Origin of the sequence: Corynebacterium phoceense (assembly GCF_900092335.1) — a bacterium.
GTDB classification, from domain to species: Bacteria; Actinomycetota; Actinomycetes; order Mycobacteriales; family Mycobacteriaceae; genus Corynebacterium; species Corynebacterium phoceense.
Genome location: NZ_LT596208.1, coordinates 1,145,541 through 1,171,937 on the forward strand (window position 1 = coordinate 1,145,541; position 26,397 = coordinate 1,171,937).

The window sequence follows — 26,397 nt, forward strand, 5'->3', positions numbered from 1 at the left end:
GCCATGCTCACGGGGTCCTCGCGCGGCGCGGCCCGCAAGCGCGCGCAGGCGCTGCTCGATCAGCTGGGTCTGGGCGGTCTGGCTATGCGCCGTCCGGGCGACGTCTCGGGCGGCCAGGCCCAGCGCGTCGCCATCGCTCGCGCGCTTGCCGCTGAACCGTCCATCGTCTTCGCGGACGAGCCGACGGGCGCTCTTGACCAGTCCACCGGCCATGAGGTCATGCAGATGCTCACCACCATCGTCCGCCAGTCGGGCGCGAGCCTCGTCATGGTTACGCACGACCCCAAGGTCGCGGATTGGATGGAACGCCGCGTAGAGATCCGCGACGGCCTCGTCCACGACGACCGTCTCGTGGGCGGCGTGCGTATCGGAGCGCCCGCTGCAGCACAGGGAGGCGCACGATGAGCACGGCAACCCTCACTTTCCAACTGCATCGCGCCTCACTGCATGCCCGCACGGGCACGGGCACGCTATCGCTCCTGTCCATCCTGTCCATCGCCGTGGGTTCGACCGCTGCGTTTCTCGTCGCGGGTGGCACATGGATGTTCTGGGTACGCGCCCACCACCCTGAGCTCATCACTGAATCGATGCGCGCGACCTACGGCAACGAGCCGGGCTTCCTCTACTTGTGGTTCACGTTGGCGATGTTCGCGTGCGCGTNGAAATCCTCTTGCCATGGTGGGGCTACCTCGCAGTCGCCGCGACGCTGTTCTTCCTCGCGCTCGGCGCTGCGTTCGTGGGCATGCAACGCGTCCGCGTGAGCCCCCTCGGCGTGGCACGCCGCTCGACTCCGCCAGCGCTGAAGTACTGGCGTCTTATCGCATTCGTCCTTCTCGTCGCCGTCGTCGCCGTCATCGTGCGCAACTTCGACTTCGATGCCGCCATCGCAGCCATCGCCGGAATGATCGGTTTGCTCTTGCTTGTCGTGCTGAGCATCAATTTCGTGGCCCCCTACCTGCTGCAGGTGGCTGGCCACATCGTTTCCCGCTTTCCGGGCACCGCGCATTTTGTCGCATGGCAGCGCGTGGCCACGAACGGCAAGCGTGCCTGGCGCCGGGTGGCCTCTCTCGCCTTCTTCGGCTTCCTCGCGGGCTACCTCGTCTGCTCGCCGCTGAAGCAGGATAACCTCACGCTCGCCATGAGCGAGGAGGGCGGTACTCTCACCCTCTTCAAGGACGTCTCCACAGGTGCCTTGCTCACGCTGCTATTCGGTTTCATCCTCACCGGGTTGTCCATATTCCTGGGCCAGGCAAGCGCCGCCTTTGAAGGCGCTCAACTCTCGCGCTCGCTTCAGCTCATGGGAGTGCCGCGTCGATTCCACACCGCCGTGAACTTCATCGAGATCTCGGGCCCGGCTGTAGGCGTAAGCCTCCTTGGCTTTGCCCTCGGTGCCCCATTCGCGTTTGTCATGTTCTCCTCCATGGGCAGCGACGTCGACATTGCCGGCCGCCTGCTCATGGCGCTGAGCTTCCTCGGCGCCGGCTGGGGCATCACCCTCATCGCGGCACTCGCTGCCGAGCCCCTGCGCTCCCGCGTACTGGCCTCTGGGGGGCGCCACGAATGAAACTCGCACTCAAAATCACCGGTGCCGTTCTCGCGGTGCTCATCGTTGCAGCCCTCGCGCTCGTCTACGTCTTCGGCCCGTCGGTCGGCGCCGCGTACCTAGGCAAGCCCGTCTTCCTTTTCGGCGCCTCCGAGTCCCGCATCAACAAGGCAATGCTCGACGCCGCCGCCATGCAAGGTCTCTACGCCGACTCGCCCGAGTTCAAGCAAGCCTACGACGCAGCGAAAGAGGATTCGTCCCGAATCGAGGACGCCATCACAGCTGCCGGCGGCAAGCACTCCACCATCTTCACCCGCGGAGAAGAGGAATCCATGCCGCGCACCGACCCGAAGGTGGAACTGCGCGACAACGTTGTCTGGGCCACCGTGCCCGGCATCGGGCGCTTCGACGACGGCCAAGCCTACGCCGACACGCTCGCCCACGGGCTTTCCGATGCCCCCGCCTGCGCCGCCGTTGTCGACCTGCGCGGAAACGGCGGCGGCGACATGGGACCCATGCTCGCAGGACTCAGTCCCCTGCTCCCTGACGGTCCGGCGCTCTACTTCCAGTCCCGCTCGCGGAAGACTCCCGTCACCGTCGATGGTAACTACGTCGCGGGCGGCGGCACGCCCACCACGCCCTCCGGTGGCAAGCTGGACCTGCCAGTGGCGGTGCTCACCGATGGTGAGACGGCATCGTCAGGCGAGGCAACGCTGCTGGCCTTCCGCGGTCTAGACAACGTGCAGACCTTCGGCGAGCCCACCGCGGGCTACGCGTCAGCGAACGTGGTCATCGACTACCCCGACGGCCGCTCGCTCATGCTCACCGTCGCCAAGGACGTCGCCCGCACCGGCGAGGAATTCGCTGAAGACCCCATCGCCCCGGACGCGCCGCTGAGCGAGCTCGATGGCTGGCTCCACGACGTGTGCCGCTGACTTTTACGCCGACGAAGGCCCCAGAACACCACAGATCTGGGGCCTTCGTCGGATAAAAATTCCTACTCGGAGTCAGGGTCCTCGGTCAGATCCGAACACCATCCCATAATCGACTCCGCGATGCCAGCCGGGTCGAGGCCAACCTCTTGGAGGAGCTCGCCGCGCGAAGCGTGCTTCGGGTACATATTCGGGAACGCGAGGCGACGGTGCGGGGTGTCGACCTCGGCGGCGCTCAAAGCCTCGGAGACCAGGGAACCAATGCCCCCGCGCATCACTCCGTCCTCAATCGTCACCACGAGGTCGTGGTCGCCGGCGAGCCCGATGACGGACTGTGGGACCGGCACAACCCAGCGCGGGTCGACGATGGTGACGTTGACGCCCTCGGCTTCGAGGAGTGCGGCGGCATCGAGAGAGCGCTGCGACATCGCGCCGATGGACACGATCAGCACGTCGGGCGACGCCTCGTCCTTGTTGTCGCTGTAGTGGAGGATGTCCACACCGTCGGCCAAGGTGTCCACGGCCTGCTGGTCCTCGAGCAGGTTGCCCTTAGGGAAACGCACGACCGTGGGGCCGTCGTCGACCTCGATGGCCTGTTGAAAGAGCTCGCGCAGGCGCAAACCATCGCGCGGGGCCGCCACGCGAATACCCGGGACGATGGACGAAATAGCCATGTCCCACACGCCGTTGTGCGAGGCACCGTCCGAGCCCGTCACACCCGCGCGGTCGAGCACGAGCGTGACAGGCATGCCCAAAAGACCCACGTCCATGACGAGCTGGTCGAAGGCACGGTTGAGGAACGTCGAGTAGAGCGCCACGACCGGGTGCAGGCCCGCCAAAGCGAGACCAGCAGCGGAGGCCACGGCATGCTGTTCCGCGATGCCCACGTCGAAGAAACGCTCCGGGTATTTATCCGCGAAAGGCTGCAGGCCCGTGGGCCCAGCCATGGCGGCGGTGATCGCCACGATGTCATCGCGGCGCGCACCGGCGGCGAGAAGCTCCTCCGAGAATGCCGCGGTCCAGCCCGGCTGCGATTCCTTGAGTGCTACGCCCGAGACCGGGTCGATGGCACCCGTGGAATGCATTTGGTCGTTCGGCTCGTTGACGGCCGGCGCGAAACCGTGGCCCTTCTCCGTCACGCAGTGGACGATGATGGGGCCCTCGTAATCGCGGGCATAGGAGAACGCGTGGTTGAGCGCATCGATATCGTGGCCGTTGATGGGGCCGATATACTTCATGCCCAGCTCAGGGAACATCTCCTCCGGCATGACGGTGGACTTGATGCCCTCCTTCATCGCATGCAGGGCATCGAAGGCGCGCTCGCCTACCCAACCGAGCTGCTTGAGACGCTTCTTGCCGTGCTCCATGAGCTCGTCATAGCCGTGCTGCGCACGGATATAGGACAAGTTCTCGGACAGGCCACCAATCGTCGGCGAGTAGGAACGACCGTTGTCGTTGACCACCACGACGGCGTTGCGCGACTTTGTCGTCGCCAGGTTATTGAGCGCCTCCCAGCACATGCCGCCCGTCAAAGCGCCGTCGCCGACCACGGCCACGGCGTTGCGGTGCCCCTCGCCCTTGAGCGCAAATGCCTTAGACAGGCCGTCCACGATGGAAATCGCCGCCGAGGCGTGCGAGGATTCCGTCCAGTCGTGCTCGGACTCGCCGCGGTCGGTGTAGCCGGACAGGCCGCCCTTCTGACGCAGCGTATCGAATTGGTCTGCGCGACCCGTGAGCATCTTGTGCACGTAGGACTGGTGCGAGGTGTCGAAGACGATCGCATCATTGGGCGAGTCGAAGGTGCGGTGCAGCGCGATGGTGAGCTCCACGACGCCCAGATTTGGGCCCAGGTGACCGCCGGTGGCGGAGACCTTCTCAATGAGCAGCGCACGCACCTCGTCCGCGAGCTGACCCAGCTGCTGCGGGGTGAAGTTCTTCAAATCGCGGGGCGATTTCACCAGATCCAACAGTGCCATGGAGTGCTTTCTACCTCTTCTTGGAAAACAATGGGTTCTCTTCACGTTACCCGTTCAGGCACGCGGGAGACTAATACAACTCGGCGGGTTCCAGGAATGCCAGCGCCTCCATATGGTGAGTACCCGGGAAAGCATTGATGACGGCGAGGCGGCGCACGGCGTAGCCCTGCTCGCGCCACGTCGCCAAGTCCCGCGCGAAGGTCGCAGGGTCGCAGCCCACGTGCACCACAGCGCCCGGGCGTGCCGATGCTGCCTTTTCCACAACCTCGGCACCCGCGCCCGTCCGTGGCGGGTCAAGCACGATGGCATCGGGCTTGGGCAGCTGGTCGATGGCCTTTTCTACCAGGTCGTTGTGGAGCTCCACGTCGTAGTCTGCGAGCGCGTCCTGGCGTGCCTTCGCCGCAGCCGGCGAGTAGTCGACGGAGACGACGGTGACCTCGAGGCCCGAGGGGGCTTCCGAGTCCGCGTCGATATCGGCGTCGAACTCCTCGTCGAGCACGGAGGTCGCGCCGGCGGGCAGGCCGGGCGCGGTCGTGGCTAGGGTCTCGGCGAGCGCGGGGACGAAGACGCCCACGCCGCCGTAGAGGTCCCACGCCACGCGCTTGGAATCCGGGTACGGCAGATCCGCATACGCGCCGTCGACATCCGCGACAGACAGCCAGTTGCGCACGAGCTTCGCGTACGTATCCGGGGCCGCGGTATGCGCCTGCCAGAAGGCGGTGGCTGGGANCCGGGCACGAAGACTCGACGCGCAGCGGGCCGGCCTCGACGACGTCGACGAGCCGGGCGCGGCCAAAGCGCTTCTTCAGCTGCGTGAGCTCGGCGTCAACGGTGTCGCCCGGGTACGCGCCCGCGACGAAGATGGTGCGCCCGTCCGCGGCGTGGGCAATACCCCCGCCGCCGTGGGCCATGCGCTCCACGGTGAGCCGAATGGTGTCGCCTTTGGCGAGCTCGGGTGTTTCTGCGGAAGCCATGAATTATGCCTCTTTCTCGGCAGGTTCTGGAGTCTCGACGAGGCCTGCAGCCTCGACGGCAGCGTTGGCACGGCGGACCATCCAGATGGTGAGCAGGGTGACCAGGCCGGTAAGCGGCCAGCCCATGAGAATGCGGGTGACGCCCAGCGTCGTGGTGTCACCGTGGTTGTACATGCCGTTTTGGACGAGGAAGCGCGCGAGGAACACGGCGGCCCAGCCGGCGGTGGCGTAGGAGTACGCCCACATGGCCTTGGGCACCTGGCGCCAGACCATGGATTCGCCGTTGATGCCCTTCCACACCACACCCACGACGGGCCAGCGGAAGATGATAGAAGCGATGGACAGCACCGCGAGCACGAGCGAGACCCAGATGCCGTACAGGAAGTAGCCCTTCGCGTCGCCGGTAAACCACGCGATGGCCGCGCACAGCGCCACGCCCAGCAGGCCCGAGATCGCCGGCTGCAACGTCTCCTTGCGGATGATGCGCCACACCGTGATGACGAGCGCCACGCCGAGCGCGGCGAGCAACGCCGGGCCCAAGCCCCACTGATTATTGACCGGGATCAGCACGACGACGGGCAGCGTCGCCGAGACGAGACCCGTGAGCCCGCCCATCTGCTCGAGCAGCGTGGGCTCGCCCTCGGGAGCGTCGTCGGGCTCGTCGACAGGACGCTCAGTAGAATGATCTGCCACTAATTGTCTTCTTTCAGTTCACGCAGCTGTGCGGCCGCCTGTGCCTCGGCATCGGTGGGCTGCTTATTCGCCTCGGCCTTCTGGGCCTCTTCGCGCTGCTTCATGGCCTTCTGCATCTCCTCGACGAGCGGGGCCGGCATGACCACCGGCAGCGAGTTGCCGGCGAGCACTGGGTCGTCGCCACGGTAGACGAACGTGCGCGCGGCGACCTCGCGGCCGAGCACGGCGAGCTCATCTTCCATGCCCGCCGGCGCGGCGAGCGTAAGACGCAGCATCCAGCGCGGGCCTTCAATGCCCACGATGCGAATGACGCCGCTATCGCTATGGCCCAGTACCTCGCTGCCCCACGGGCCCTCCTCGACGGAGGTTGTGAGCCCATCTTTCTCGATGCCGCGCAGCAAGTCCCGCGCGGCCTCGGCCCACTGGCCCGACGAGCGCGGTGCGGCGAATGCGACCGGCGTAATCCGGCCCACGCGCGTCACGATATGGAGCATCTTCGGGCCTTCCGGGCCCATCTCCACCTGCACCTGCGAATCCTTGGGCAGCGGAATGCGCATGGAGCCCAAGTCGAGGATGCCCACCGAAAAATCCTTGAAGTCAAAAGACTCGATGTCGACCTGGTCGCCGTCGTAGGGACCATTCGCACCATTGACCGGATCGTGCGGGATGGTGACAATCTGCACGCCCGGCTGCGAGGCGGCCGAAGACTCGGCGCCAGCAGCCGCAAGGGTCGCAGAGGTGTCTGGGGTCTCGGCCGAGGGGGCATCGCCAGGCTCGGATTTCTTGCTAAAAGGCCACATAGTTTTCTCCTCAGAGTCGGGCTAGTTCACGCCGGTGGAGCCGTAGCCGCCGGCCCCGCGTTCGGTTGCATCGAGATCCTCGACCTCCACGAAGCCAGGCAACTCGACGCGCTGGACAACGAGCTGGGCAATGCGCATACCGCGCTCGACCGTAAAGGCCTCGCGCGGGTCGTGGTTGATGAGGCAGACCTTGAGCTCGCCGCGGTAATCAGCGTCCACTGTACCCGGCGTATTGACGATGGACAGGCCGTGCTTGGCGGCCAGGCCCGAGCGCGGGTGGATAAGGCCTACCGTGCCCAGCGGCAGAGCGATGGCAATGCCGGTGCCGATAAGGGCGCGCTCCTCCGGCTCGAGCGTCACGGTCTCGGCGGCATAAAGGTCAGCGCCGGCGTCGCCGCGGTGCGCGCGCTGCGGCAGCGGCAGCTCGGGGTCAAGGCGCTTGACGCGGATATCGGCGATGGGCTCCTGCGAAGTAGTAAAAGTCACGGGCCCCAGCCTACCGCCCCGCGTGCCCCGCGACCCCACCGGGAGATGGAACTTAAGTTGGACTGTCGTAGACTGTCCCTTGTGTCTGATTCCGTGTCTGATTCGCAAAACTCGCCCACTCCTGCCCCCACTGTCCTCTACCAGGAGCGGTTCTGGGTGCCGTGGTACTTCTGGCTGTACGGCGCCATCGTCATTTTCGTGGCCACCGCCACCTTCAGCTTGAACCGCGCGCCGATGTGGCTCTACATCATTGGCGCCGTCCTCACCGCGCTGGGCGTGTGGGTGCTCATCGCGTGGTCCGGCACCGTCCTGCGCGTTGAGAAGGACCCAGACGGCTCGCGCTGGCTCACCGTCAAGGGTGCGCAATTGCCTTCCGATGTCGTCTCGCGCTCTCTCGCCATCCCCTCCACCGCCCGCCGCAACGCGCTCGGCCCGCAGCTTGACCCCGCGGCCTTCCTCGTCACGAAGGGCTGGATGAAGGAGCACGTCATGCTCGTCCTCGATGATCCCGAGGACGACACGCCCTATTGGCTCATCGCCACGAAGCATCCGCGTGAGGTCCTCGAGGCCTTCGTGCCCGCCCAAGCCGAGCAGGCGGCGTCCACGCTGGACTAACCGGGTTGCTGTCGAAGACCTTCTCCCGGTGCACGATCGCAGCAGAATTCTCGGCAGGAACAACGTATTCGCCTGCGCCGCATCACAACAGCACAAAGCCCGACTCTCCCACCGCGCCGCCCCAAAGGCAGCGGCAGGAGGCCGGGCTTGCGCAGTTGTACGCTTTAAGCGCAGTCCATGCAGATAGGGTCGTCGCCTTCGTAATGGGACAGACGCTTATTGGACTGCACGAGGAAGCACGAGGCACACGTGAACTCGTTTTCCTGGCGCGGGATGACCTCGACGTTGAGCTCCTCACCGGTGAGGTCATCCATCGGCGGCGCGAAGGGCTCCACAATCTCGCCGTCGTCGTCCATGCCATTGTTTTCGGCCTCAGCGGCCTTGAGACCCTCCAGGGAGTCGGTCTCTTCCTCGTCCTCCGCGCGGCGGCGCGGTGCGTCGTAATCGGTAGCCATGATGGTCAATCCTTACAGGGTTAGGTGGGGACTTTTCTAGCTTTATCGGGGTGCATACTAAACGACGATTGGCCGCTTGTCATTCTCCGCTTGCCACGGGGTTAATCCCCGTTTACCCCCACCGCTCTACGCTGGGATTTTGTCGGTTCCCTTAGCCTCACTTAAGGTCGCCCACGCCGCCGGCGCGACGCTCGGCTGGGCGGCAAAAAAGATGGCACCATCCTTGCCGTCGGCCTCCATGCCCGGATGCACGACCGCGCACCCGGCTTCACGAGCGATAATCGTGCCCGCAGCGCAGTCCCACGCCTTGATGCCGTGCTCGTAGTAGACGTCCACGGACCCGTCCGCCACGCGGCAGATATCGAGCGCCGCTGCGCCAATGCGGCGAATATCACGCACCTGCGGCAGCAGTCGCACGAGGACTTCCGCTTGCGCGCGTCGCCGCGATGCCTCGTAGCCAAAGCCCGTCGCCACCAGGCTTAAGGCCGGGTCGGTCTCCGTACGCGGATGCACAGGCTGCGGCGACGAACCGCCGCGCACAACCGTCGCGCCATGCCCCAGCGCCGCCGCGTACGTCACGTCCTGTGCGACGTTGACCACGCAGCCTGCCACCGGCTCGCCGTCGACGACCGCGCCGATGGAGACGGCATAATCCGGCACGCCATACAGGAAGTTCACTGTGCCATCGATCGGGTCGACCACCCACGTCACCCCGCTCGAAGACTCACGTGCGGCGCCCTCCTCACCCAGCAGGCCGTCAAAGGGTCGCGCCGCCAGGAGCTCGCCCGTAATAAAGCTTTCCGATGCCTCGTCGACCTCCGTCACCGGATCCACCGCCGAAGACTTCGTGTGATGGGCATGCAGCCCCGCCCCCTGCGGTCCGGCCAGCTCCGCGCGGCGCGTACGGATGAGCGCCGCCGCCTGGCCCGCCACGCGGACCGCGAGGTCGCGCAGCTCGACGGCGTCGACGTCCTCCGGAACCTCAGGCGCCGCCGCGGACATCGTCTCCAGAGACGGCACCTCGCCGCACAGTTCCGGGTCGTTGTACGAGGACCCCACCAGCGCCGCGAAGGAGGAGCCAGGACCGGTTGGATTCTTAGGACTAGTCATGGTCTCCATCATGCCCACCCCACCACGCGCCCGCATCCCCACGACTTCGAACTAACAACACGGTTGCGCACAAACGCCCCACATCACGCGCAGCAACACCGTATGCTGGCACTTATGACTGAGAATTCCCTGCCCGCCAACGCGGGCTTTGGCATCGACGTGGGTGGCTCCGGCATCAAGGGAGCCATCGTGGACCTCGACACCGGCGAGTTCGTGGGCGAGCGCCATAAAATCGCTACCCCGCAGCCAGCCACCCCGGAGGCCGTCGCCGAGACCATCACCGCCATCATTGAGCACTTTCGTTGGGACGGCCCCGTGGGCATTACCCTCCCGTCCGTCATGAAGCACCAGGTTGCGCGCTCTGCCGCCAACGTCGACCAGCAGTGGATCGGCACCGACACCCAAGAACTCTTCGGCCGCCATCTGCCCGGCCGCGAGGTTACCGTTCTCAATGACGCAGACGCCGCGGGCCTGGCCGAGGTCGAATTTGGCGCCGCGGAAGCGCGCGAGGGTGCGGCTATCTTCCTCACGCTAGGAACGGGCATCGGCAGCGCATTCCTACTGGAAGGAAAGCTGTTCCCCAACACGGAGTTGGGCCACATGATCGTGGGCAAGAAGGAAGCCGAGAAGCAGGCGTCCTCCGCGGTCAAAGACAAGAAGGAGCTCAGCTACAAAGACTGGGCGAAGCGCGTCAACACGGTGCTCGAAGAGTACGAGAAGCTCTTTAACCCGGACGTCTTCCTCATCGGCGGCGGCATTTCCCGCAAGTTCGACAAATGGAGCGGCTACCTCACGCTCGAGACCCCCGTCATGCCTGCGAACCTGCGCAATCGCGCGGGAATCGTTGGCGCGGCGCTGGCCGCACAGCGCGGGGTGAAGCCCTAAAATCAACGGATAGTAATGGCCCAGTTGCGCGGCAAAAGATCCTTTTACGTTATACTGGGCCGCTGTTCATAGCAATGGCTATTTGAGGAGCGCCACACGGCGCCCCACCGGTCCATTGAAGGCACAAGGCGAAAAGGCTTACGTGGCAGCCACTGACTCTTCAGACAAGGCACTCGGCGACAACGCAGAGGTCGACGCTTCCGGCACGCGCACGGCCAAGAAGACGACGAAGAAGACCGCCAAGAAGACTGCTAAAAAGACGGCCAAGAAAACCGCCAAAAAGACTGCGAAGAAGACGGCTAAAAAGACCGCTAAGAAGGCAGTAAAGAAGACGGCGAAGAAAACTGCGAAGAAGTCGGCAAAGAAGACCGTCAAGAAGTCGACGCGTTCCAAGGCTACGTCCCCGGAGGAAACCAGCACGGCAACCGACGAGGAGGAGCTCGAGGATCAGGAGCACCTCGACGACGAGGATGACGACGTCGACTTCGACCCGAATCACGAGGACCTTGAGGACGAGGACCTCGGCGAGGACGATGACGTCGTAGACGACGAGGATGAGGACGAGGACGAAGAAACCACGTCCGTCTGGGACGAGGAAGAATCCGCACAGCTGCGTCAGGCCCGCAAGGACGCCGCACTCACCGCCTCGGCGGACTCCGTACGCGCCTACCTCAAGCAGATCGGCAAGGTCGCCCTGCTGAACGCCGAGCAGGAGGTCTCCCTGGCCGAGCGCATCGAAGCCGGCCTCTACGCCCAGCACAAGCTGGACCAGGCCACGGCTGCCGATGTCCCCAAGGAGGCCCAGCTCAAGCCGTCTGAGAAGCGCGATCTGCGCGCCATCGCCCGCGACGGCCGCAAGGCAAAGAACCACCTCCTCGAGGCCAACCTGCGACTCGTCGTTTCGCTTGCGAAACGCTACACGGGCCGCGGCATGGCCTTCCTCGACCTCATCCAGGAAGGCAACCTCGGCCTCATCCGCGCGGTTGAGAAGTTCGACTACACCAAGGGCTACAAGTTCTCCACCTACGCCACGTGGTGGATCCGCCAGGCCATCACGCGCGCCATGGCGGACCAGGCCCGCACGATTCGTATCCCGGTCCACATGGTTGAGGTCATCAACAAGCTGGGCCGCATCCAGCGCGAGCTCCTCCAGGATCTGGGCCGCGAACCCACCCCGGTCGAGCTGGCCAAGGAAATGGACATCACCGAGGAAAAGGTGCTGGAGATCCAGCAGTACGCTCGTGAGCCCATCTCCCTGGACCAGAACATTGGTGATGAAGGCGACAGCCAGCTCGGCGACTTCATCGAGGACTCCGAGGCCGTCGTCGCCGTCGACGCCGTCAGCTTCACCCTCCTGCAGGATCAGCTCCAGGACGTGCTCACCACCCTGTCCGAGCGCGAGGCCGGCGTCGTGCGCCTGCGCTTCGGTCTCACTGACGGCATGCCACGCACTTTAGACGAAATCGGCCAGGTCTACGGCGTCACGCGCGAGCGCATCCGCCAGATCGAGTCCAAGACCATGTCCAAGCTGCGCCACCCGTCGCGCTCCCAGGTCCTACGCGACTACCTCGACTAAAAGGCCAAGCTAGTCGAGGCAAGCGACAAGACGCGCATGCTTGCCGACGCCGCCCTCGCCTCCCCCGTTAGCACTAAATTGCGGAGGGACGCGAGGGCATTTTGCATCTGTGGCACAAAGAAGAGTCCCAAGGATGAGCCCTAAGCCTCAACGTCATGGGTTCGCAGCCAGGCAACAGATGCAATCCAAGCTCCGATGACGAAGCAGATAGAAGCAGCCATCCGGAACACAATACCGCGCACATCAGGGGTGTCATCTGCGCCGAAGGCGGTACTGCCGAGCGAAATCGTCGACGTAACCATAGCCGGTGGCAGCAGCATCGGGATGAGCCGAATACCGCTGTAGAGAATTCCGACTGAGGCAATCGCGCCCACAAGTGAAATCGCCACGGGCGTGGCAAAGCTGCGAATGATCATCGAGAAGAAGGATTGCCAGGCCCCGACTGCGAACGCCGGGATGATTGCTAGGAACAGCGCACTCACGTTGAGAGGCGAAATCTCTCCCTGTATTCCTAAGCCGCGTCCAATACCTAATGCCAGCGCAATGAACACCGCCTGCATTAGCGCGATGAGGACCATGATGGAGAAAAACTTGGCCGCGACTACTTCTCCCGCCGAGCGCGGTGAGGTCCAAATAGTGTTCCAATTGTGGTTGCGGTGTTCCAGACGCCAGGCCGCTGCAGCGATGATGGCCACTCCCACGGTCATAAAGATTAGGCCGTAGAACAGCGTTGCTTGGGAAAGATAGCTTGCCCATCCGGCATTAAGCACCGCCAAGTTGGCGTGATAATTCGCGGCCCCAATGCCGACTGCTATAGACGGCACGAGGAAGATGACAGCCCATACGTAGGAGCGTCGAAATTTCAGCAGGTCGATAACAAACATGAACTTATTCCTCCTGGGAGTCAAGCGTGCGGCAAAGCACGGTGAAGATGACGGTGACAACGGCGATGAACAGTGCCCATGGAATCCACAGTGGTTCGACGCTCACTAGGCCTTCGGGGCGGAAGGCAAACGGGGCCAAGACTGCGTAGTAGCCGAAGGGATTAATGAGCGTGACCGCGGTTGGGGAAAGCATTCCTGCCACACCAAGGAAGCCGCCTACTACCCCAGTGCTGAGCACCACGAGCTGGGATTCCACGCGTGCTGCCTGCCACAAGAAAATCGCCATCAGTGCGCACGAGGTTCCATATAGACCAGCTGCTGTAAGAACCCATGTGCCGGGTGAATCAATCGACGGAGCACCGAAGAGGAAGGGAGTGGTCAAGACCGCGAGCAATTCAACTACCTTTACTGCGGCTAGAACAAGGGTTAAAGCTGCGAATTTCGCGCGGAGCAGACCACCGCGGCGATATCCGGCGATGGAATTAAGCCGCCAGCCGCCGTGGAGATGCTCTACATCGGCTGCGCGACTGGCTAACAATGCCACCTGCACCGGAGTGAGGAAGGCCGTCACCATGATGTAGCCAAGGAGATATCCGCCCCATTGACTATGTGGATCTTGCTGAAATTGTTCGGCGGTGTTCTCACTCATCAGATTCATACTGGAAAAGGCAACGATGGCGAGCGTGATAGCAAGGGCAAGCGGCAGCATCCGGGTATGCCGCATCTTGGCATATTCAGTCTGCAGGATCATTGCAAGCCACCTCGTCCCGTAATCGAAATGAAGATCTCTTCGAGACTGCGGTGCGTTCTTAGCACCTGGTAGATGGGCACGCCATGGTTGACGAGCTGCGCGCAAGCCCCCGCGACGTCGCGCTCGCTTAAGTTCGGGACCCGAATACCACCTTCTACAAAACGCACTGAGATACCCGCGAGTGCTTGCGCCGCTTCCTTGGGGTTCGGGGTTTCGATAAAGACTTCAGGCGGCTGGGAATGGAAAAGCTCCTGCTTTGTACCTTGGAAGAGCAACTGCCCGCGATTGATAATGGTCAGCTCACTAGCCATCTTTTCGATTTCCGAGAGAAGGTGGCTCGAAACCAATACCGTTCGCCCCTCATCGGCAGCGAGGCTGACGATGAGATTGCGAATCTCTTCGATACCGGCAGGGTCAAGGCCGTTCGTTGGTTCATCAAGGATCAGAAGCTGCGGGTTACGAATCATAGCCATTGCGATGCCGAGGCGCTGCTTCATGCCCAAGGAATAGTTCGCAACTTTCTTGTCCAGCTGCTTTTCCAGCCGCACGAGGTGCACTGCGCGATCCACGTCGTCTGCTCCAGCGCGTAGAAGTCGCGCAGCGATGCGCAGATTCTCTCGCCCGGTGAGATGCAAATAGGCCGACGGCTGCTCGATGAGAGAGCCAGTGCGGGCCAAGGCCCGGCTGCGCGTCTTAGGCCCGAAAGGCTCGCCGAACAAACTGATGCTTCCCTCAGTCGGCTTTGCCAGACCCAAAAGCATTTTCATGGTCGTGGACTTGCCCGAACCATTCGGCCCCAATAATCCGTGGACGACACCGTGGCCGATTGCCATATCAAGGCCGTCGACGGCCTTGAATCCCTTATATTCCTTGGTCAAACCCTGAGTTTCGACAACATATTCTGTGCTCATAACTCAATTGTTTCCCGGCACGCCTACGCCGCACATCGCCGCGAGGCACGATTTTGCGAGTCATACCGGGGTATTAGGAGCTAAGCAGGTCTGCACGGGAGACAACTCCGGTGCGATAGGCGAAAAGGGCTGCGTGTACACGGTCCCTGGAACTCGTCTTGGCGAGCACTCGTCCAACATGCGTCTTGACGGTCGGCATAGAGATGAACATCCGCTCACATATCTCTGTGTTTGACCATCCCATCCCGATTGCTTCAAGGATTTCTTGTTCACGGGCAGTCAGCGATTCAAGTACCCGACGGTCTGCGCCGCTAATACTCAGCGTGTCCGTCGAATCATCCCTCATACTGTGGACAAGGCGCTTAGTGGCGCGGGGTGAAATTACCGCGTCTCCGCGATAGACAGTGCTCAACGCTCTTAGTAGCTCCTCTGGCTCTGCGTCCTTGAGCACGAAGCCACTCGCTCCTGCTCGCAGCCCGGACACTACATAGTCTTCGTCATCGAAGGTTGTCAGAATGATGACCTTCGTCTCCGGAAGAGTGGATGCGATCTCAGCAGTGGCGCTAATTCCATCGCGGACAGGCATCTGTACATCCATGAGCACCACATCGGCAGGCGTGGCCGCGCATTGGGTCAGCGCATCTTCGCCATCGTTTGCTTGCCAGATAACATCCATGTCTGGCTGCGAACTAATGATCTGAGCAATCCCGTGCAGGAAGAGAACCTGGTCATCTACCAATCCGACTTTCATTGCTCATTTCCTCCTACGGTGGGTAACTTTGCTTCTACTATCCATGTGCCAGCGTCACTGCGCTGGTTGAAGGTGCCTCCAACCAATTCCGCTCGTTCCTTCATGCCAGCAATGCCATGTCCCTCGTTTCGTACATCACCCATATATCCATTGCGCACCTCAAGGCGGACGATACCTTCAAGCCATTCGACTAGTACGTCTGCTTGCCCGCCACCATGTTTGTTTGCATTGGTCAAAGCCTCTTGGACAATTCGGTACAGGCTTAGTGACGTCGCGGCGGAAAGCTCTTCAGGTGGCGTTCCTGTGCAGCGATATCCCACAGCAATGCCAGCGCTTCTAACGCTGTTAATGAGTTCTGAAAGATCACCGAATCCCGCCATAGGCTGAGTGCCGCGCTTTTCCCCTGTGCGCAGTAAGCCCACGACTCCCCGCATCTCTCTCAAAGAGGTCCTTCCCACGCGGGAAATAGACTTCAAAGCTTCTTCTTGCGCTTCCGTGTCTTTGGTGTAGAGCGCCCCATCGGCCTGAGCAACTATGACCGATAACGAATGTGTGACGACGTCATGGATCTCACGTGCGATGAACGCCCGTTGTTCCGTCGAGCGTTTCTCGAATTCCAGGCGTTGTTTCTCTAAAGCACGCGAAATCTCCCGTGTGCGTTCTTCCTCTGCTCTCCTACGCAGTTCACCCACAAGCATGCATACCGCAAGGACCAGTAGGCTCCAGCCCACGACGAAAAGGCGCCGCGCAATATCCTGTGTTGCTTCCTGTACCGTTTGGCTCACCCAAAATATGCCGACAAAGCCCGCAGCAAGCATCCCTATAGTCACTATTCGACGTAGCGGCTCTTCCAGCCTGCGGCGAATAATGTAGGCGACCTGCCCCGCAAGGATTATGATGCCCACGGTGAGTTCCACCTGGAACAGGCTGGCGAAGAGCACCACTGATGCAACGAAGACCACCAGACGCGGCCACCGCCTGCTAATAATTGGCACTAGCACGACCAAGGCAATAATCAGGTAGTCAAAGAGCGGCCGGGACATCAGATCCCTACCGATGAGAGACACCGCTCCGCACAAAAGCGACACCGCAAGGTCACGAATCATTCGCCTATCAGAAAAGACTTCCACGCCTCTACGCTATCCGGTTCGACGAGTTAAGTAGTCATGCCTGAGTACGATTTCGTCGGCCCTTTTTATCCAAGGCCGGGCCTAAATAGACCTCCTTCGCCAATCAACTGATCTGCCGCAGAGACGTCTTCCGATGATGCGTGCGCTACAACACGTGCCGACGGCACACTTGGTGCGGGTACCAAACTCCCGATGAGTTCGTCCCAAGCCGCTTAAGGTCTGATAAGCTTAACCTACATTTTGTTCACCCCACGGTGTCTACTTTCCAGGGGTCGGGCCCTCCACAGCGACCCAAGAACCGGCCTATCGTTACTCACGCACAAAGAGGCGTGGAAATTACGTGTGTCGCCGGGACTGCGGCCACTGGCAATAAGGATGCCCAACCTGACGTTAAGCACCGGCGTGGCCCTGAAACGGCCAAAGCAACTGCCAATCAACTAGTTCTGTTTTCAGAAATTGATCTGCGGCCAACCCCTAGTAAGTCGGTTGAGATCAGTAAGCTCCGCGGGACGTGGTTTTACCTGTACCACGTTCACCATGATGGCCATGTTTCTCACGAACTGTCCTACCCCTCTGCCTTGGAAGAAGGCCGTGTCACCGCGTGGGAATTGCGCATCCTCCTGCCAGACCTGGAGCCGTCCGATGTTACGATGAAGGTTATTCCGACCGACGACGATGATTCCATTGTCTTCAACATTCAGGCCATGTAACCTGGCGTTTTCCCTGCCGCCTGACACTTCACGAGAAAGTCCAAACCATGCTCTCCTTCACGCGACTCGATACCGCGCGCACCTTTCGCGGTCTCAGCACTGAGGAAGCATGCACTCGCTTGGGGCTAGACATCAGGCAATGGCAGTCGTTCGAAGCAGACGGTGAAGTGCCCCGGGTTTTGTTCCTAGGCATTTGCCTTGATTTCCATTATTTCTCGACTGGGGTCGTGTTCCCAAAATTCGGCTTCGACTTCAGCTGGGGTGCGGTAGCCCAGGCTCTGGTGGAGCCGTGATTCGTTCCACCAGTTAACCCGCTCGAACGTCGCGATTTCCACGTCGACGACATCGGCCCATGAGCGCCTATGAATCAGCTCATTCTTGTAGGAGCCGTTGACATTCTCAGCCAAAGCATTGTCATAGGAATCACCAACAGTGCCGGTAGACGCCGTAATTCCGTGCTCAGCCAGGCGCTCGTTGTAGACGATACTCACATATTGTGAGCCGTGGTCTGAATGGTGAATTAGGCCCGCCGTTTCCTTGGCGCACACGATCGCCTGGTTCAACGCCTGCAGCGGCAACGCCTCAGTACGCATCGAATCAGACAACGCCCACCCGACAATCCTCCGGGAGTACACATCAGTGACAAAAGCTGTGTACACAAACCCTTTCCTGGTGCGCACATACGTAATGTCCGCTACCCACAGCCGATGAGGGCCAGGAGCCTTAAACTCACGATTAACCAAATCTGGGCGAAGATCCGGGCCTGTGGGTTTGCGCGTTGTGACAGGTGCCCCACCTTTTCCCTTGCCGGACAGTCCAGCGCTGCGCATCAGCCGGGCTGTCTGCTCGCGGCCAATGTCAACGCCCCGGCGTTGCAGCACGCGCCACATCTTCCGCACCCCGTAGACGCCGTAATTTTCAGCATGAACGTCGCGAATATGCTCTACAAGGGCAGCGTCGCGAAGAGCGCGGGAGCTTAAGCCCCGGGCCTTGGATTGGCGGTACCCACGCGAGCTAAGAAAACCGCCTTCGCGATGCGTGTTTAACGTCTGGCAAATGAACTCGACGCAGAAACGATTCCGGTACTCATCAATGAACCGGATCATTTCCGACGTTTCGGGTCGAGTTCCGACGCGAAAAAGCCGAAGCGGCTTTCAACAACTCATTGGTGTCCCGCAACTCTTGATTCTCGCGACGCAACCGTGCGTTTTCTGCAGCAAGGTCCTCGGGCATTGATTCCACAACACGTCCTTCGCGACGAGCGGCCTGCGTCCATTGCCTCGCCGTGTGCCACGACACACCCAGCTTTGGTGCCACGATCTTGCAGGCTGCCTGCATAGAAATGTTCTCCGCCAGGATGCGGTCTTCCACGAGGCGGACCACACAGTCTTTCGCATCCTGATCAAATTTTCTCGGCATGTTCCAAATTTTCCTATCTACTCAAACGGAACAAAACCTGGGGCACTTCATTTGTCACGCGCAGTGGTCTTGACCCTGCGCTTCTTTTTTGAAATCCGAACAGGTTCTGGGCCCGCATCAAACTAGCCACTCTCTTGCGATTGATGCGCTTAGCCGGAGGTGTAGTGCCGTTGTCGCGCTTGCGGTCGTTGAGTTCAGCAGTGATGCGACGAGCGCCCCAGATGCCGTTTTCAGCGTCGAAAATGGCCTGGATCTCCGCGGCCACCACAGCGTCATCTACAAGGCGCGCACGGCGCCGTGGAGCCGAGTTCTTCCACTTGTAATACGAAGACCGATTTAGCCCCAGGACTGTGCACATCCGCTTGACCGAGTAGTCGGCGAGATTGTCGTCAACGAACTGGAAGCGGATCACCAGGTCGTCTCTTCCGCAAAATACTTCGCGGCCTTACGCAGAATATCGCGCTCTTCACGAAGCCTTTTGTTTTCGCGTTCTAGCTGGCGGATTCTTTCCGCATCAGCAAGCTTTTCTACGGGTGACGCTGCATCTTCATCCTTGGCGACGTTAGTGCCGAATTGCTTGTACCAGTATCCCAAAGTCGAGCGATTGATTCCGAGTTCTTCTGCGACCTTGCGCATTGAGGTATCCGGGTTCGACTCGAACATCGCGACGGCGTCGCGTTTGAACTGTTCCGTGTAAACCTTGCGGGGCATGGTGGTAGATTACCTTCCTTCCCAACCACACTGGCTGGAATCAGAGGTGTCTACCTAACGGGGGTCAGGTCCCCTGTCGATGCCTTTTCATTGTGGGATGACGGTCGCCCCTACATCTTTACTGCGCGTCGCCGTAGCCCCGAAGGCGAAAGGTTCACGCTGGCTCACGAGCTCGGCCGCCTCGTTATGCACCCCAACGATCCCACGACGCCTGAGGCTGAATCCGAGGCCGATGCCTTTGCCGCAGAATTCCTCATTCCGCACACGGCGTGCTTCGAATATCTTCCCTACAACCCATCGTTGGAGAGGCTGCTCGAGTTCAAAACCGCCTTTCGCGTCTCAGCCATCGCAGCCGCACGGCGCGTGCACGAAGTCGGTCGTTGCTCAGACTGGCACTACACGGAGCTCAATCGCATTCTCACGCTGCGCGGATTCCGCTCCGCTGAACCTGGCGGTCGTACCTTTTACGAACGCTCGCGCGTCTTTGACACGATCGCAGGCAACGATAAGTATTCGCTTCACGATATGGCGACTGAGCTTGGCCTTCCCACCGAATTGGCCCGCAGTTTCGCGCTCCAAATACGCCTTTCGGTGGTCTAGTCTCGCACCTCGTCGCGTCACAGTACAGTATCCAGCATGACCACACCACCGCCTGCACCGGATGTACGCCAGTTCCTCAACGACGAATCCCCCGTCGACCTCATCGAGTTTCTCAATGGACTCTTCTACGTCGAGCGCGTCGCTCGCGAGGAGGGCATAGATGAAGGCACGCCCGTCGGCACGACATACTTCGAGGAGCTCTGGGGCGAGGATTCTCCGGAGTCCACCATGGCGCTGGCCGTGGCGGCAGTTCTAGATCCCAACGACGAGCGTAAGTCGCGAACGCAGGAAATACTCGCCTCCCGCGAGCACGAACTTCCGGCGTGGGCCGAAGGCCTCACCCAGGCGAGCATCGGCGAAGTCATCGAGTCCACGCAGTACGCCGGCGACATCGTCTACTACGCACTCGAGCTCGCCATCCCTGGCTCGGAGCCGGTGGCCGTGAACGTCTCGATCGACCTCACGGAGACCAACGGCGCCATCTACGACTGTTTCGCGACGGCACTCCCGCTCGACGCCGTCCGCGACGTCATGCGCCGCAATGAGGATCAGGAACGCACCATGACGGTCCCAGTAGCGGGTCTGAAGAAGGTGCTCAGCAACGCACTCTACCTCGACGAAATCACCATCCCCTCCCATGAGAACGAGTCGTGGCCGCTCAACCGCCCGCTGCTCACCTGGGTCATCTCGCTACTGCCCGACAATGAAGCACCAGCGAACGGGCAGACTTTCGCCGCAGCCCGCGCCCGTCAAGAAAACGATGACTTCAGCGACCGTGACAAGGTCCTCAAGGAGTTCCTCAAGGCCGAAAAGCTCACCGGCGATGATCGCGATGCCGCCGAGCAACTCTTCGAGATCGCCTCCAACTACACCATGGCCGACCTGCTTCATTGGTCCCCGCTGCGCATCGAGATCGTCCTCGACACCATCGCCCGCAAGGTGATCGCTGCGCAGGACTACCTGGAGGCCTTCCCACTCGTTCTGGAACGCCTCCTTGTGTGGTCGAAGAAGCAGATCAAGCGCCCCGCCGATCTCCACACGCGCCTCATGGAGGAGCTCGAGGAGCAGCACAAGAACTTCGCCAAAGAAGTCACGGAGGAACCGGAGTACGCCGAGGGGACGATAGGCGCTCTGCTGCAGAAGGGACGCCCACGCCTCGACGAGTCGCCGCTCCCTCTCGAGGCGCTCAACACCGAGGACCTCTCCCCGGAACTCGTCGACCGAGTCAAGGCGACCGGCAAACAGATTCTTCGATGGTTCCGCACCCATCAGACCGCCGATGTGGAAATCCTTACGGCCACCCGTCGTCTTCTCCACGATGTCGCCGTCGTGCGTCCCGACCTCATCTCCGATCCCCGGTACACACCCGCCCAACTCGGTGCCCTCATCGTGCTCGTGACCTATGACAACTCGCTCGTGCTCATCGACGAGGATTCGGTCCTGCGCGGGTTTGATCTCGCAGAACCTATCGACGAGGAGGTGGAGGACTTCTTCGAGGCTCTCGACGATATCGACGAGGAACTGGCTCGCCCCGCGGGTTATTTCCTCACCTCCGAGATGCGCAGGCGGTGGAACGTGGTCTATAAGACCACGTAAGCCTCACACGCGCCGAAGTAGGATCGACAGTAGAGACCCGAGCTCCCTGAAAGGCGGCAATCATGGCTTCGCCATGGTGACGTGCCACCTGGCGCACCTGCTACCCCGCCCTCTTTGCGGTCGGCCTCGGCTGCGCGTGCGCTGTCCTCGTGACGCTGTCTATTCCGGTGGGACTCCTCCTTGATTTCAGCGAAGCGGGGTGCATCTGGCTCCACGCCGCCTTCGTGTCTAGCGCGTCCTCCAGGTCGGCGTGCCCATAATCGTGCTCACCGCCCGCACCAATATCGAAGCCCGCGTCAAGGCCTTGGAGGGCGGCGCGGACGACTACGTGCCCAAGCCTTTCCAGTTCGCCGAGCTCTTAGCCCGCGTGCGCCTGCGGCTTGCCCCACGCGCCCCGGCGGCTGAGACGAGTTCAGCTCCCGAAACTTTCACCATCACGCACGAGGACGTGAGCCTCGACCTGCGCACCCAACGCGTGGAGGTCGCCGGCACGTCCAAAGACCTCTCCCGCCGCGAGTTCGGCCTGCTCGAGACCTTCCTGCGCCACCCCGGCCAGATTCTCTCGCGCGCGCAGCTGCTCTCCATGGTCTGGGAGATGGACTTCGATCCTGGTTCCAACGTCGTGGACGTCTATATCCGGACGCTGCGCAAGAAAATCGGCCCCGAGCGCATCGAGACCGTCCGCGGCTCCGGCTACCGCCTCGTCTAGTCTGCACAACCCCGTTGCGCATTCACGAAAAACACCGGAGAACATCAACGACCCCACCTCCCATATGACCATGGGAAGGTGAGGTCGCCGCATTCAAGCGTTAGCGCTCGTTGTGGTCATGCCAGAACTGCACGATGATCCAGTCGCCCTTGTTCGGGCCCGCGGTGTACTTCGCGAAGCCATGGCCCACGGCAACGGAGGTCGTGTAGTACATGCCCTCGCGGTGACCATCCTTCGAGCGCTTCCAGACATCGATGGCCGCGGTCGGGTCGCCGGCGATCGCGATGTGCTCGTGCGGGCAATCCGTGTAGGTCCAGCACTTCAGGGTGCTGTGGTTGAACGTGCCCTGCGCGGCCTCGTGCTCGGCCCACTTCTGCGCGATGGCGTTGAGCTCCGCAGACTCAGACACGGGTGCAACCCCCTGCGAGGCACGGAACTCGTTGAGCTGCCGCATAAGCGACGCACGCACCTGCTCCGGCGTGCGCTCCACCGGCTTCGGTGCCGGCTGCGGTGCCGGCTGCGGTGCCGGCTGGGAATTGGTCCCGCCCGACTGCGCGGTGCCATTGCCACTGATGCTCGAGGAAGCAGTATCGCCCTGGACCGCGCCGATGATGGCGCCGATAATCGAAATCACCGTAACGATAAGGCCGATGATTTTGTTGATGTCAATATTCATATTGACGTTCATAAAAACTCACTCCTGAAGAGACGATGAAGGAAATAGGGGTGCTGAGCAGACTGAGAAAGAAAAGCCTTAACGAGCACTCAGTTTAGTTTAAGGATTATGACAGGCGCCATTCGTGCCCCTTATCGGGGCCACGGGCGGCGGTCATCCTGGACCGTCACGCAGAAGTGCCTGTACGTTGACCCGCAGCTCCTCCGCGCCGAGGACGCTGCGCAGACGCTCCGGCTCATTCGGGGCGGTGCGCACCCGCACCGCCGCAGCCATAATCTGCTCGCGGATGCGCTCCGCCATGCGCGGGTCCTGTGCGAAGGCCTCCTGCAACGGGCTTCCGATGCCCTGGGTGACCGCCGCGTAGTCCCACTCCAGCAAGAGCGCATCAAGGTCCGCCGCGGATTCCACGCCCAGCGCGACAATCTCCGCGTCGAGCTCGTCCTGTACTGCGCCCTTGCCGGTGTCTTTCCACGCGCGGTAGATGAGCACCCCGGCGTAGCCCACACCGACCACGGCCACGGCCAAACCCGCGACCCACAGCGCAATGGCAAGCGCCCATACTGCAATGGCGATGAGAAAGACGAAGGCGATAATCCCGCCGCAGCCGCTACTCTTCGAGTTCATTAGCTGCCCTCCCTCAGGGATTGCATCCACTCGGCCGCGCCCTGCATGATGGTGATACCGACGAGCACGGCCACCGCGGCGAGCACGAGTGCCGCCACCGTAATGATGACGGCGGTGCCCACGCTCTTGCCTCGGTCCACGCGATACTCCGCGACGGCATCGAGCGTCGCCTCACGAAATTCGGCCAAGATGACCGGCCCCTGAATCTGCGCGCGCAACCACCGCAGCTTCGCCACATCAGCAACTGTGAGTGGCTGTGTCGCCGGTGCGGACGGCACCGCAGGCTGCTCCGCATGGTGCGCCACGAGCTGCTCTGTGGGCTGCCCGGGGAGCTGCTCAGCAGCAACTGGGTCGTACTTCTTATTCATGTTCCCTACCGTAGAGCCCACCCCCAACACGACCCCGCGACCGGACACTGGGCTTCGAACGGTTGTTTCTCTTTCCCGCTTCAAGACGTGAAAGAACCCCGCGTGGCGACAGTTCAATGAATGAGCCTCAGCGGGGTTCGTGCGACAAGAAACGCCGCAGCAGCGGCCTTACTGACCGAAGGAGCTATTGACGTTATCCTCGACGCACTTTTGCTGCTCGGCCGGATCCGTGATGTTCATGCACTCTTCCAGGTTCGCGCTGTCGAAGATACCCATGACAGCAACTGCGAGGACAACAAAGAACAGCAGCGACAGGACGGAGAGCACCAGACCCGTAACAGACATCCACGTGCGGCGTGCTTCCTTGGGCAGCTTGCGCGCCATGACGAGCGCGACGATGGCCAAGATGATGCCGATCGGGCCCAATACGACGGGCGGAATGATGAACAGGCACGACAGCAGCGCGATAATACCCACGCCAAGTGCCCACGGCGCAAGCTTCGACTTCTGTGCCGCAGCCGCGCCCCAGTCACCAGCACCCTGGTAACCCTGGCCGTAGCCCGGAGTACCTGTGGCACCAGGCGTGCCTGCTGCGCCGTAGCCCGTGTAGCCAGCACCCGCACCAGTGCCATAGTCAGCGCCTGCACCGGCACCTGCACCATAAGCAGTGCTGCCCGTGCCTTCAGCCGGATTCGAGGTACCCGTCGGGTTCGCGTCGCTCGAGCCGTAATTGGGCAGACCCTGGCCAGCACCGGCACCGGGGTTCGTGGAACCGTTCGAGGACGTCGCACCGTTCGCGGCACCATCGCCAGCACCATTCGCGCCGAACCCGCTGTTCGATGCGGAGTCGCCGTAAGGATTATTCGGGGTGGTCATCGTCGAGCCTTTCTCATGGTCGCTATCACTAATTCAGTGTCCCCACCCTACTGGTAGTCAGTGTCAGTGTGTCGGGGACTACCCCCACGTGATGGTGACACAAGCTCACAAAAGGGGCACACCCGATAAATACTCACCCCTGAAGCGTCCTGGGTTTAGTTCCGCTTCTTTTACGGCCCTGTGTTGATGGGCTGGGTGAGATAGTACTCGGTTTCTACTTCCTGTGGGGTAGCGTAGTCCAAAGCTTCATGAAGCCGCTTGGTGTTCCACCAATGCACCCACCGCAAGGTGGCCAATTCGACTTCTCCGACCGACGTCCACGGGCCCCGGGCATGAATCAGTTCAGCCTTGTAGAGACCATTGACTGTTTCGGCTAGAGCATTGTCATAAGAATCGCCGACTGTTCCCACACTCGGACGGATTCCGGATTCCGCTAGCGCAGTGGAATACTTCAGTGACACATACTGGCTGCCCCGATCACTATGGTGAATTAACTGGTTTCCATGGATTCGTCCTGCAGTCGTTAACGCATGCTCCAAAGCCTCCATGGGCAGCGCATCGGTACGCATCGTCGAGCGTGTAGCAACACCAACAATTTTTCGGCTGAATACATCCACGACAAACGCGGTATAGGCGAATCCTGACAGGGTGCGAACGTAAGTAATGTCGGCAACCCACAACCTGCCTGGTGCCTGCGCACGGAAGTTTCGGCACACAAGGTCCGGGCGATGATCCGGTGTCTTCGGGCTAATCGTTGTCACAGGGGTTCGCCCACGTCGGCGGCCGGAAACACCTGCTAGCTTCATCAGTCGTGCAGTCTTATCGCGGCCGATATGAAAGCCTTCACGGTTCATCGCGTGCCACATTTTGCGGATGCCGTAGACCGAGAAATTCTCCGCATGCACACGCTGTATCTCTGGGATAAGCAGGCTATCGCTTAAGGTCCTTGCGCTGGGAACACGAGTGGTCGCCTTGCGGTAGCCACGAGAGGTGATGAATCCACGATCTGCCTGTTTTAGAACTCTGCAGATGGGCCCGGGCCCCAAACTGATCTTTGTACGCGTCGATGTAGGAGATCATTTGGTCGTGGGTCGGTCGAGTTCCGCTGCGAAAAAAGCCGAAGCTGTCTTAAGAATCCCGTTTGCTCGTTTTAGTTCGCGGTTTTCACGGCGCAGACGCCCCAAGCTCTTCTTCCATTGTCTCGCCGCCTGAAGCGTCAGAGTCATCACGTACTGAAGCGCTGTCACGGTACCAGGCCCGCAACGTGTGGTGAGATACTCCAAGGAGCTCACCGACCTCCGTGTAGGCGCGTTGGAGTGAGCAAGACTCCAGGCGGACCATTTCGATGATCTGATGGACCGCCTTCTCCTTGAACTCGACGGAATACTTTCTAGGCATAGTTCAATCCTTCCTTAGCTGAGGTAGGAACTAAACCCAGGACGCTTCACCCCCGCCACCCACGTGAATATTGGCTTCAACCTTTGCTTCGCTGTTTCGCGGACACACCGGTATCCCTTCGGCTCAACAAGCTAGCTCAGTCTACTCAGAGAGGGGCGATTCGAATTGCACTTGGGCCTGCAACCAGATGTACGCATGCATACTCCTATACAAACGCTGGCTGGTACCAAACACAGCT

Annotated in this window: 28 protein-coding genes and 2 pseudogenes; 9 read left to right on the forward strand and 21 right to left on the reverse strand. The window is 61.3% G+C overall.

Annotated features, from left to right (window positions below; all coding sequences use genetic code 11):
• Nucleotides 1-405, forward strand: a 405-nt coding sequence (locus BN9444_RS09600) for an ATP-binding cassette domain-containing protein (RefSeq protein ID WP_141681585.1), incomplete at its 5' end; no start/stop codon positions are given.
• Between the two features lie 1,155 nt (nt 406-1,560).
• A complete protein-coding gene (locus BN9444_RS09610) occupies nt 1,561-2,478 on the forward strand; it encodes a S41 family peptidase (RefSeq protein WP_068801825.1) in 918 nt (305 codons plus the stop codon).
• A 62-nt stretch (nt 2,479-2,540) separates the two neighbouring features.
• On the opposite strand, the gene dxs is transcribed toward BN9444_RS09610, so the two are convergent.
• From dxs to dut, 6 genes are all read right to left on the reverse strand, one after another.
• Nucleotides 2,541-4,451, reverse strand: coding sequence for a 1-deoxy-D-xylulose-5-phosphate synthase (dxs, locus tag BN9444_RS09615; RefSeq protein ID WP_066513458.1), 1,911 nt, complete (start codon nt 4,449-4,451; stop codon nt 2,541-2,543).
• Nucleotides 4,452-4,521: 70 nt separating this feature from the next.
• Nucleotides 4,522-4,815 (reverse strand): hypothetical protein, encoded by a 294-nt coding sequence (locus BN9444_RS15685; RefSeq protein ID WP_077210071.1) that lies wholly within the window; start codon nt 4,813-4,815, stop codon nt 4,522-4,524.
• Nucleotides 4,745-5,425, reverse strand: a complete 681-nt coding sequence (locus tag BN9444_RS15690) for a TRAM domain-containing protein (RefSeq protein ID WP_077210072.1) — start codon at nt 5,423-5,425, stop codon at nt 4,745-4,747. Before BN9444_RS15690 ends, BN9444_RS15685 begins: the two co-directional genes overlap by 71 nt.
• A gap of 3 nt (nt 5,426-5,428) precedes the next feature.
• Entirely contained in the window at nt 5,429-6,040 is a 612-nt protein-coding gene (locus BN9444_RS09625) for a DUF3159 domain-containing protein (protein WP_082723337.1), read from the reverse strand.
• A 77-nt stretch (nt 6,041-6,117) separates the two neighbouring features.
• Nucleotides 6,118-6,918, reverse strand: a complete 801-nt coding sequence (locus BN9444_RS09630; protein WP_066513460.1) for a DUF3710 domain-containing protein — start codon at nt 6,916-6,918, stop codon at nt 6,118-6,120.
• A gap of 21 nt (nt 6,919-6,939) precedes the next feature.
• Nucleotides 6,940-7,404 (reverse strand): dUTP diphosphatase, encoded by a 465-nt coding sequence (gene dut / locus BN9444_RS09635; RefSeq protein ID WP_181734599.1) that lies wholly within the window; start codon nt 7,402-7,404, stop codon nt 6,940-6,942.
• Nucleotides 7,405-7,449: 45 nt separating this feature from the next.
• On the opposite strand from dut, the gene BN9444_RS09640 reads away from it, so the two are divergent.
• Complete coding sequence (locus BN9444_RS09640; protein ID WP_082723332.1) at nt 7,450-8,019, forward strand: DUF3093 domain-containing protein; 570 nt, start codon at nt 7,450-7,452, stop codon at nt 8,017-8,019.
• A 164-nt stretch (nt 8,020-8,183) separates the two neighbouring features.
• Here the strand turns inward: BN9444_RS09640 and BN9444_RS09645 are convergent, their stop codons facing one another.
• A complete protein-coding gene (locus tag BN9444_RS09645; RefSeq protein ID WP_066492996.1) occupies nt 8,184-8,474 on the reverse strand; it encodes a DUF4193 domain-containing protein in 291 nt (96 codons plus the stop codon).
• A 126-nt stretch (nt 8,475-8,600) separates the two neighbouring features.
• Nucleotides 8,601-9,476 carry an inositol monophosphatase family protein gene (locus tag BN9444_RS09650; protein ID WP_066493276.1) on the reverse strand — a complete coding sequence of 292 codons (876 nt, stop codon included), beginning with the start codon at nt 9,474-9,476 and terminating at the stop codon, nt 8,601-8,603.
• Between the two features lie 222 nt (nt 9,477-9,698).
• Between BN9444_RS09650 and ppgK the strand changes: the two genes are divergently transcribed.
• Both ppgK and BN9444_RS09660 read left to right on the forward strand, forming a co-directional pair.
• A complete protein-coding gene (gene ppgK / locus BN9444_RS09655) occupies nt 9,699-10,469 on the forward strand; it encodes a polyphosphate--glucose phosphotransferase (RefSeq protein WP_141681533.1) in 771 nt (256 codons plus the stop codon).
• Between the two features lie 142 nt (nt 10,470-10,611).
• Nucleotides 10,612-12,045, forward strand: coding sequence for an RNA polymerase sigma factor (locus BN9444_RS09660; protein WP_066492992.1), 1,434 nt, complete (start codon nt 10,612-10,614; stop codon nt 12,043-12,045).
• Between the two features lie 140 nt (nt 12,046-12,185).
• On the opposite strand, the gene BN9444_RS09665 is transcribed toward BN9444_RS09660, so the two are convergent.
• The 5 genes from BN9444_RS09665 to BN9444_RS09685 form a co-directional block, all read right to left on the reverse strand.
• Entirely contained in the window at nt 12,186-12,929 is a 744-nt protein-coding gene (locus BN9444_RS09665; protein ID WP_068801827.1) for an ABC transporter permease, read from the reverse strand.
• 4 nt (nt 12,930-12,933) lie between these two features.
• Complete coding sequence (locus tag BN9444_RS09670) at nt 12,934-13,680, reverse strand: ABC transporter permease (RefSeq protein ID WP_066492987.1); 747 nt, start codon at nt 13,678-13,680, stop codon at nt 12,934-12,936.
• Nucleotides 13,677-14,591, reverse strand: coding sequence for an ABC transporter ATP-binding protein (locus BN9444_RS09675; protein ID WP_066492985.1), 915 nt, complete (start codon nt 14,589-14,591; stop codon nt 13,677-13,679). The genes BN9444_RS09670 and BN9444_RS09675 overlap by 4 nt, the downstream gene beginning before the upstream one ends.
• A 73-nt stretch (nt 14,592-14,664) precedes the next feature.
• Nucleotides 14,665-15,342 carry a response regulator gene (locus BN9444_RS09680; RefSeq protein WP_066492983.1) on the reverse strand — a complete coding sequence of 226 codons (678 nt, stop codon included), beginning with the start codon at nt 15,340-15,342 and terminating at the stop codon, nt 14,665-14,667.
• Nucleotides 15,339-16,472 (reverse strand): sensor histidine kinase, encoded by a 1,134-nt coding sequence (locus BN9444_RS09685; protein WP_233423574.1) that lies wholly within the window; start codon nt 16,470-16,472, stop codon nt 15,339-15,341. The genes BN9444_RS09680 and BN9444_RS09685 overlap by 4 nt, the downstream gene beginning before the upstream one ends.
• Before the next feature lie 329 nt (nt 16,473-16,801).
• Here BN9444_RS09685 and BN9444_RS14810 point away from each other — a divergent pair, with 329 nt between their 5' ends.
• Nucleotides 16,802-17,182, forward strand: coding sequence for a hypothetical protein (locus BN9444_RS14810; protein WP_156452999.1), 381 nt, complete (start codon nt 16,802-16,804; stop codon nt 17,180-17,182).
• A gap of 185 nt (nt 17,183-17,367) precedes the next feature.
• Here BN9444_RS14810 and BN9444_RS09690 read toward each other — a convergent pair.
• From BN9444_RS09690 to BN9444_RS09705, 3 genes are all read right to left on the reverse strand, one after another.
• Nucleotides 17,368-18,601, reverse strand: a protein-coding gene (locus BN9444_RS09690) for an IS3 family transposase (RefSeq protein ID WP_199872861.1) whose coding sequence is annotated in 2 segments (ribosomal slippage) — nt 17,368-18,313 and nt 18,312-18,601 — 1,236 coding nt in all. Because the reading frame shifts where the segments join, the coding sequence is not laid out codon by codon here.
• Between the two features lie 13 nt (nt 18,602-18,614).
• Nucleotides 18,615-19,013 (reverse strand): IS3 family transposase, encoded by a 399-nt coding sequence (locus BN9444_RS09700; RefSeq protein ID WP_084759296.1) that lies wholly within the window; start codon nt 19,011-19,013, stop codon nt 18,615-18,617.
• Nucleotides 19,010-19,312 (reverse strand): IS3 family transposase, encoded by a 303-nt coding sequence (locus BN9444_RS09705; RefSeq protein ID WP_068801830.1) that lies wholly within the window; start codon nt 19,310-19,312, stop codon nt 19,010-19,012. Before BN9444_RS09705 ends, BN9444_RS09700 begins: the two co-directional genes overlap by 4 nt.
• A gap of 39 nt (nt 19,313-19,351) precedes the next feature.
• On the opposite strand from BN9444_RS09705, the gene BN9444_RS09710 reads away from it, so the two are divergent.
• The 3 genes and pseudogenes from BN9444_RS09710 to BN9444_RS09720 form a co-directional block, all read left to right on the forward strand.
• Nucleotides 19,352-19,912: an ImmA/IrrE family metallo-endopeptidase gene (locus tag BN9444_RS09710; protein ID WP_082723184.1), complete on the forward strand. Its 561-nt coding sequence runs from the start codon at nt 19,352-19,354 to the stop codon at nt 19,910-19,912.
• Between the two features lie 36 nt (nt 19,913-19,948).
• Nucleotides 19,949-21,508: a hypothetical protein gene (locus tag BN9444_RS09715; RefSeq protein WP_066486381.1), complete on the forward strand. Its 1,560-nt coding sequence runs from the start codon at nt 19,949-19,951 to the stop codon at nt 21,506-21,508.
• A gap of 232 nt (nt 21,509-21,740) precedes the next feature.
• Nucleotides 21,741-22,217, forward strand: a pseudogene (locus BN9444_RS09720) (response regulator transcription factor); the annotation flags it as partial.
• A 100-nt stretch (nt 22,218-22,317) separates the two neighbouring features.
• Here the strand turns inward: BN9444_RS09720 and BN9444_RS09725 are convergent.
• The 5 genes and pseudogenes from BN9444_RS09725 to BN9444_RS13660 all read right to left on the reverse strand — a co-directional run bounded on the left by BN9444_RS09725 (nt 22,318) and on the right by BN9444_RS13660 (nt 26,159).
• Nucleotides 22,318-22,905 carry a CAP domain-containing protein gene (locus tag BN9444_RS09725; protein WP_066512897.1) on the reverse strand — a complete coding sequence of 196 codons (588 nt, stop codon included), beginning with the start codon at nt 22,903-22,905 and terminating at the stop codon, nt 22,318-22,320.
• A gap of 141 nt (nt 22,906-23,046) precedes the next feature.
• A complete protein-coding gene (locus tag BN9444_RS09730) occupies nt 23,047-23,517 on the reverse strand; it encodes a hypothetical protein (RefSeq protein ID WP_066486402.1) in 471 nt (156 codons plus the stop codon).
• A complete protein-coding gene (locus BN9444_RS09735) occupies nt 23,517-23,885 on the reverse strand; it encodes a hypothetical protein (RefSeq protein ID WP_066512894.1) in 369 nt (122 codons plus the stop codon). Before BN9444_RS09735 ends, BN9444_RS09730 begins: the two co-directional genes overlap by 1 nt.
• Nucleotides 23,886-24,053: 168 nt before the next feature.
• The gene (locus BN9444_RS09740; RefSeq protein WP_066512887.1) at nt 24,054-24,761 is read right to left on the reverse strand and encodes a hypothetical protein; all 708 of its coding nucleotides are present in this window, start codon (nt 24,759-24,761) and stop codon (nt 24,054-24,056) included.
• A gap of 170 nt (nt 24,762-24,931) precedes the next feature.
• A pseudogene (locus BN9444_RS13660) lies at nt 24,932-26,159 on the reverse strand (IS3 family transposase).
• Nucleotides 26,160-26,397: the final 238 nt, after the last annotated feature.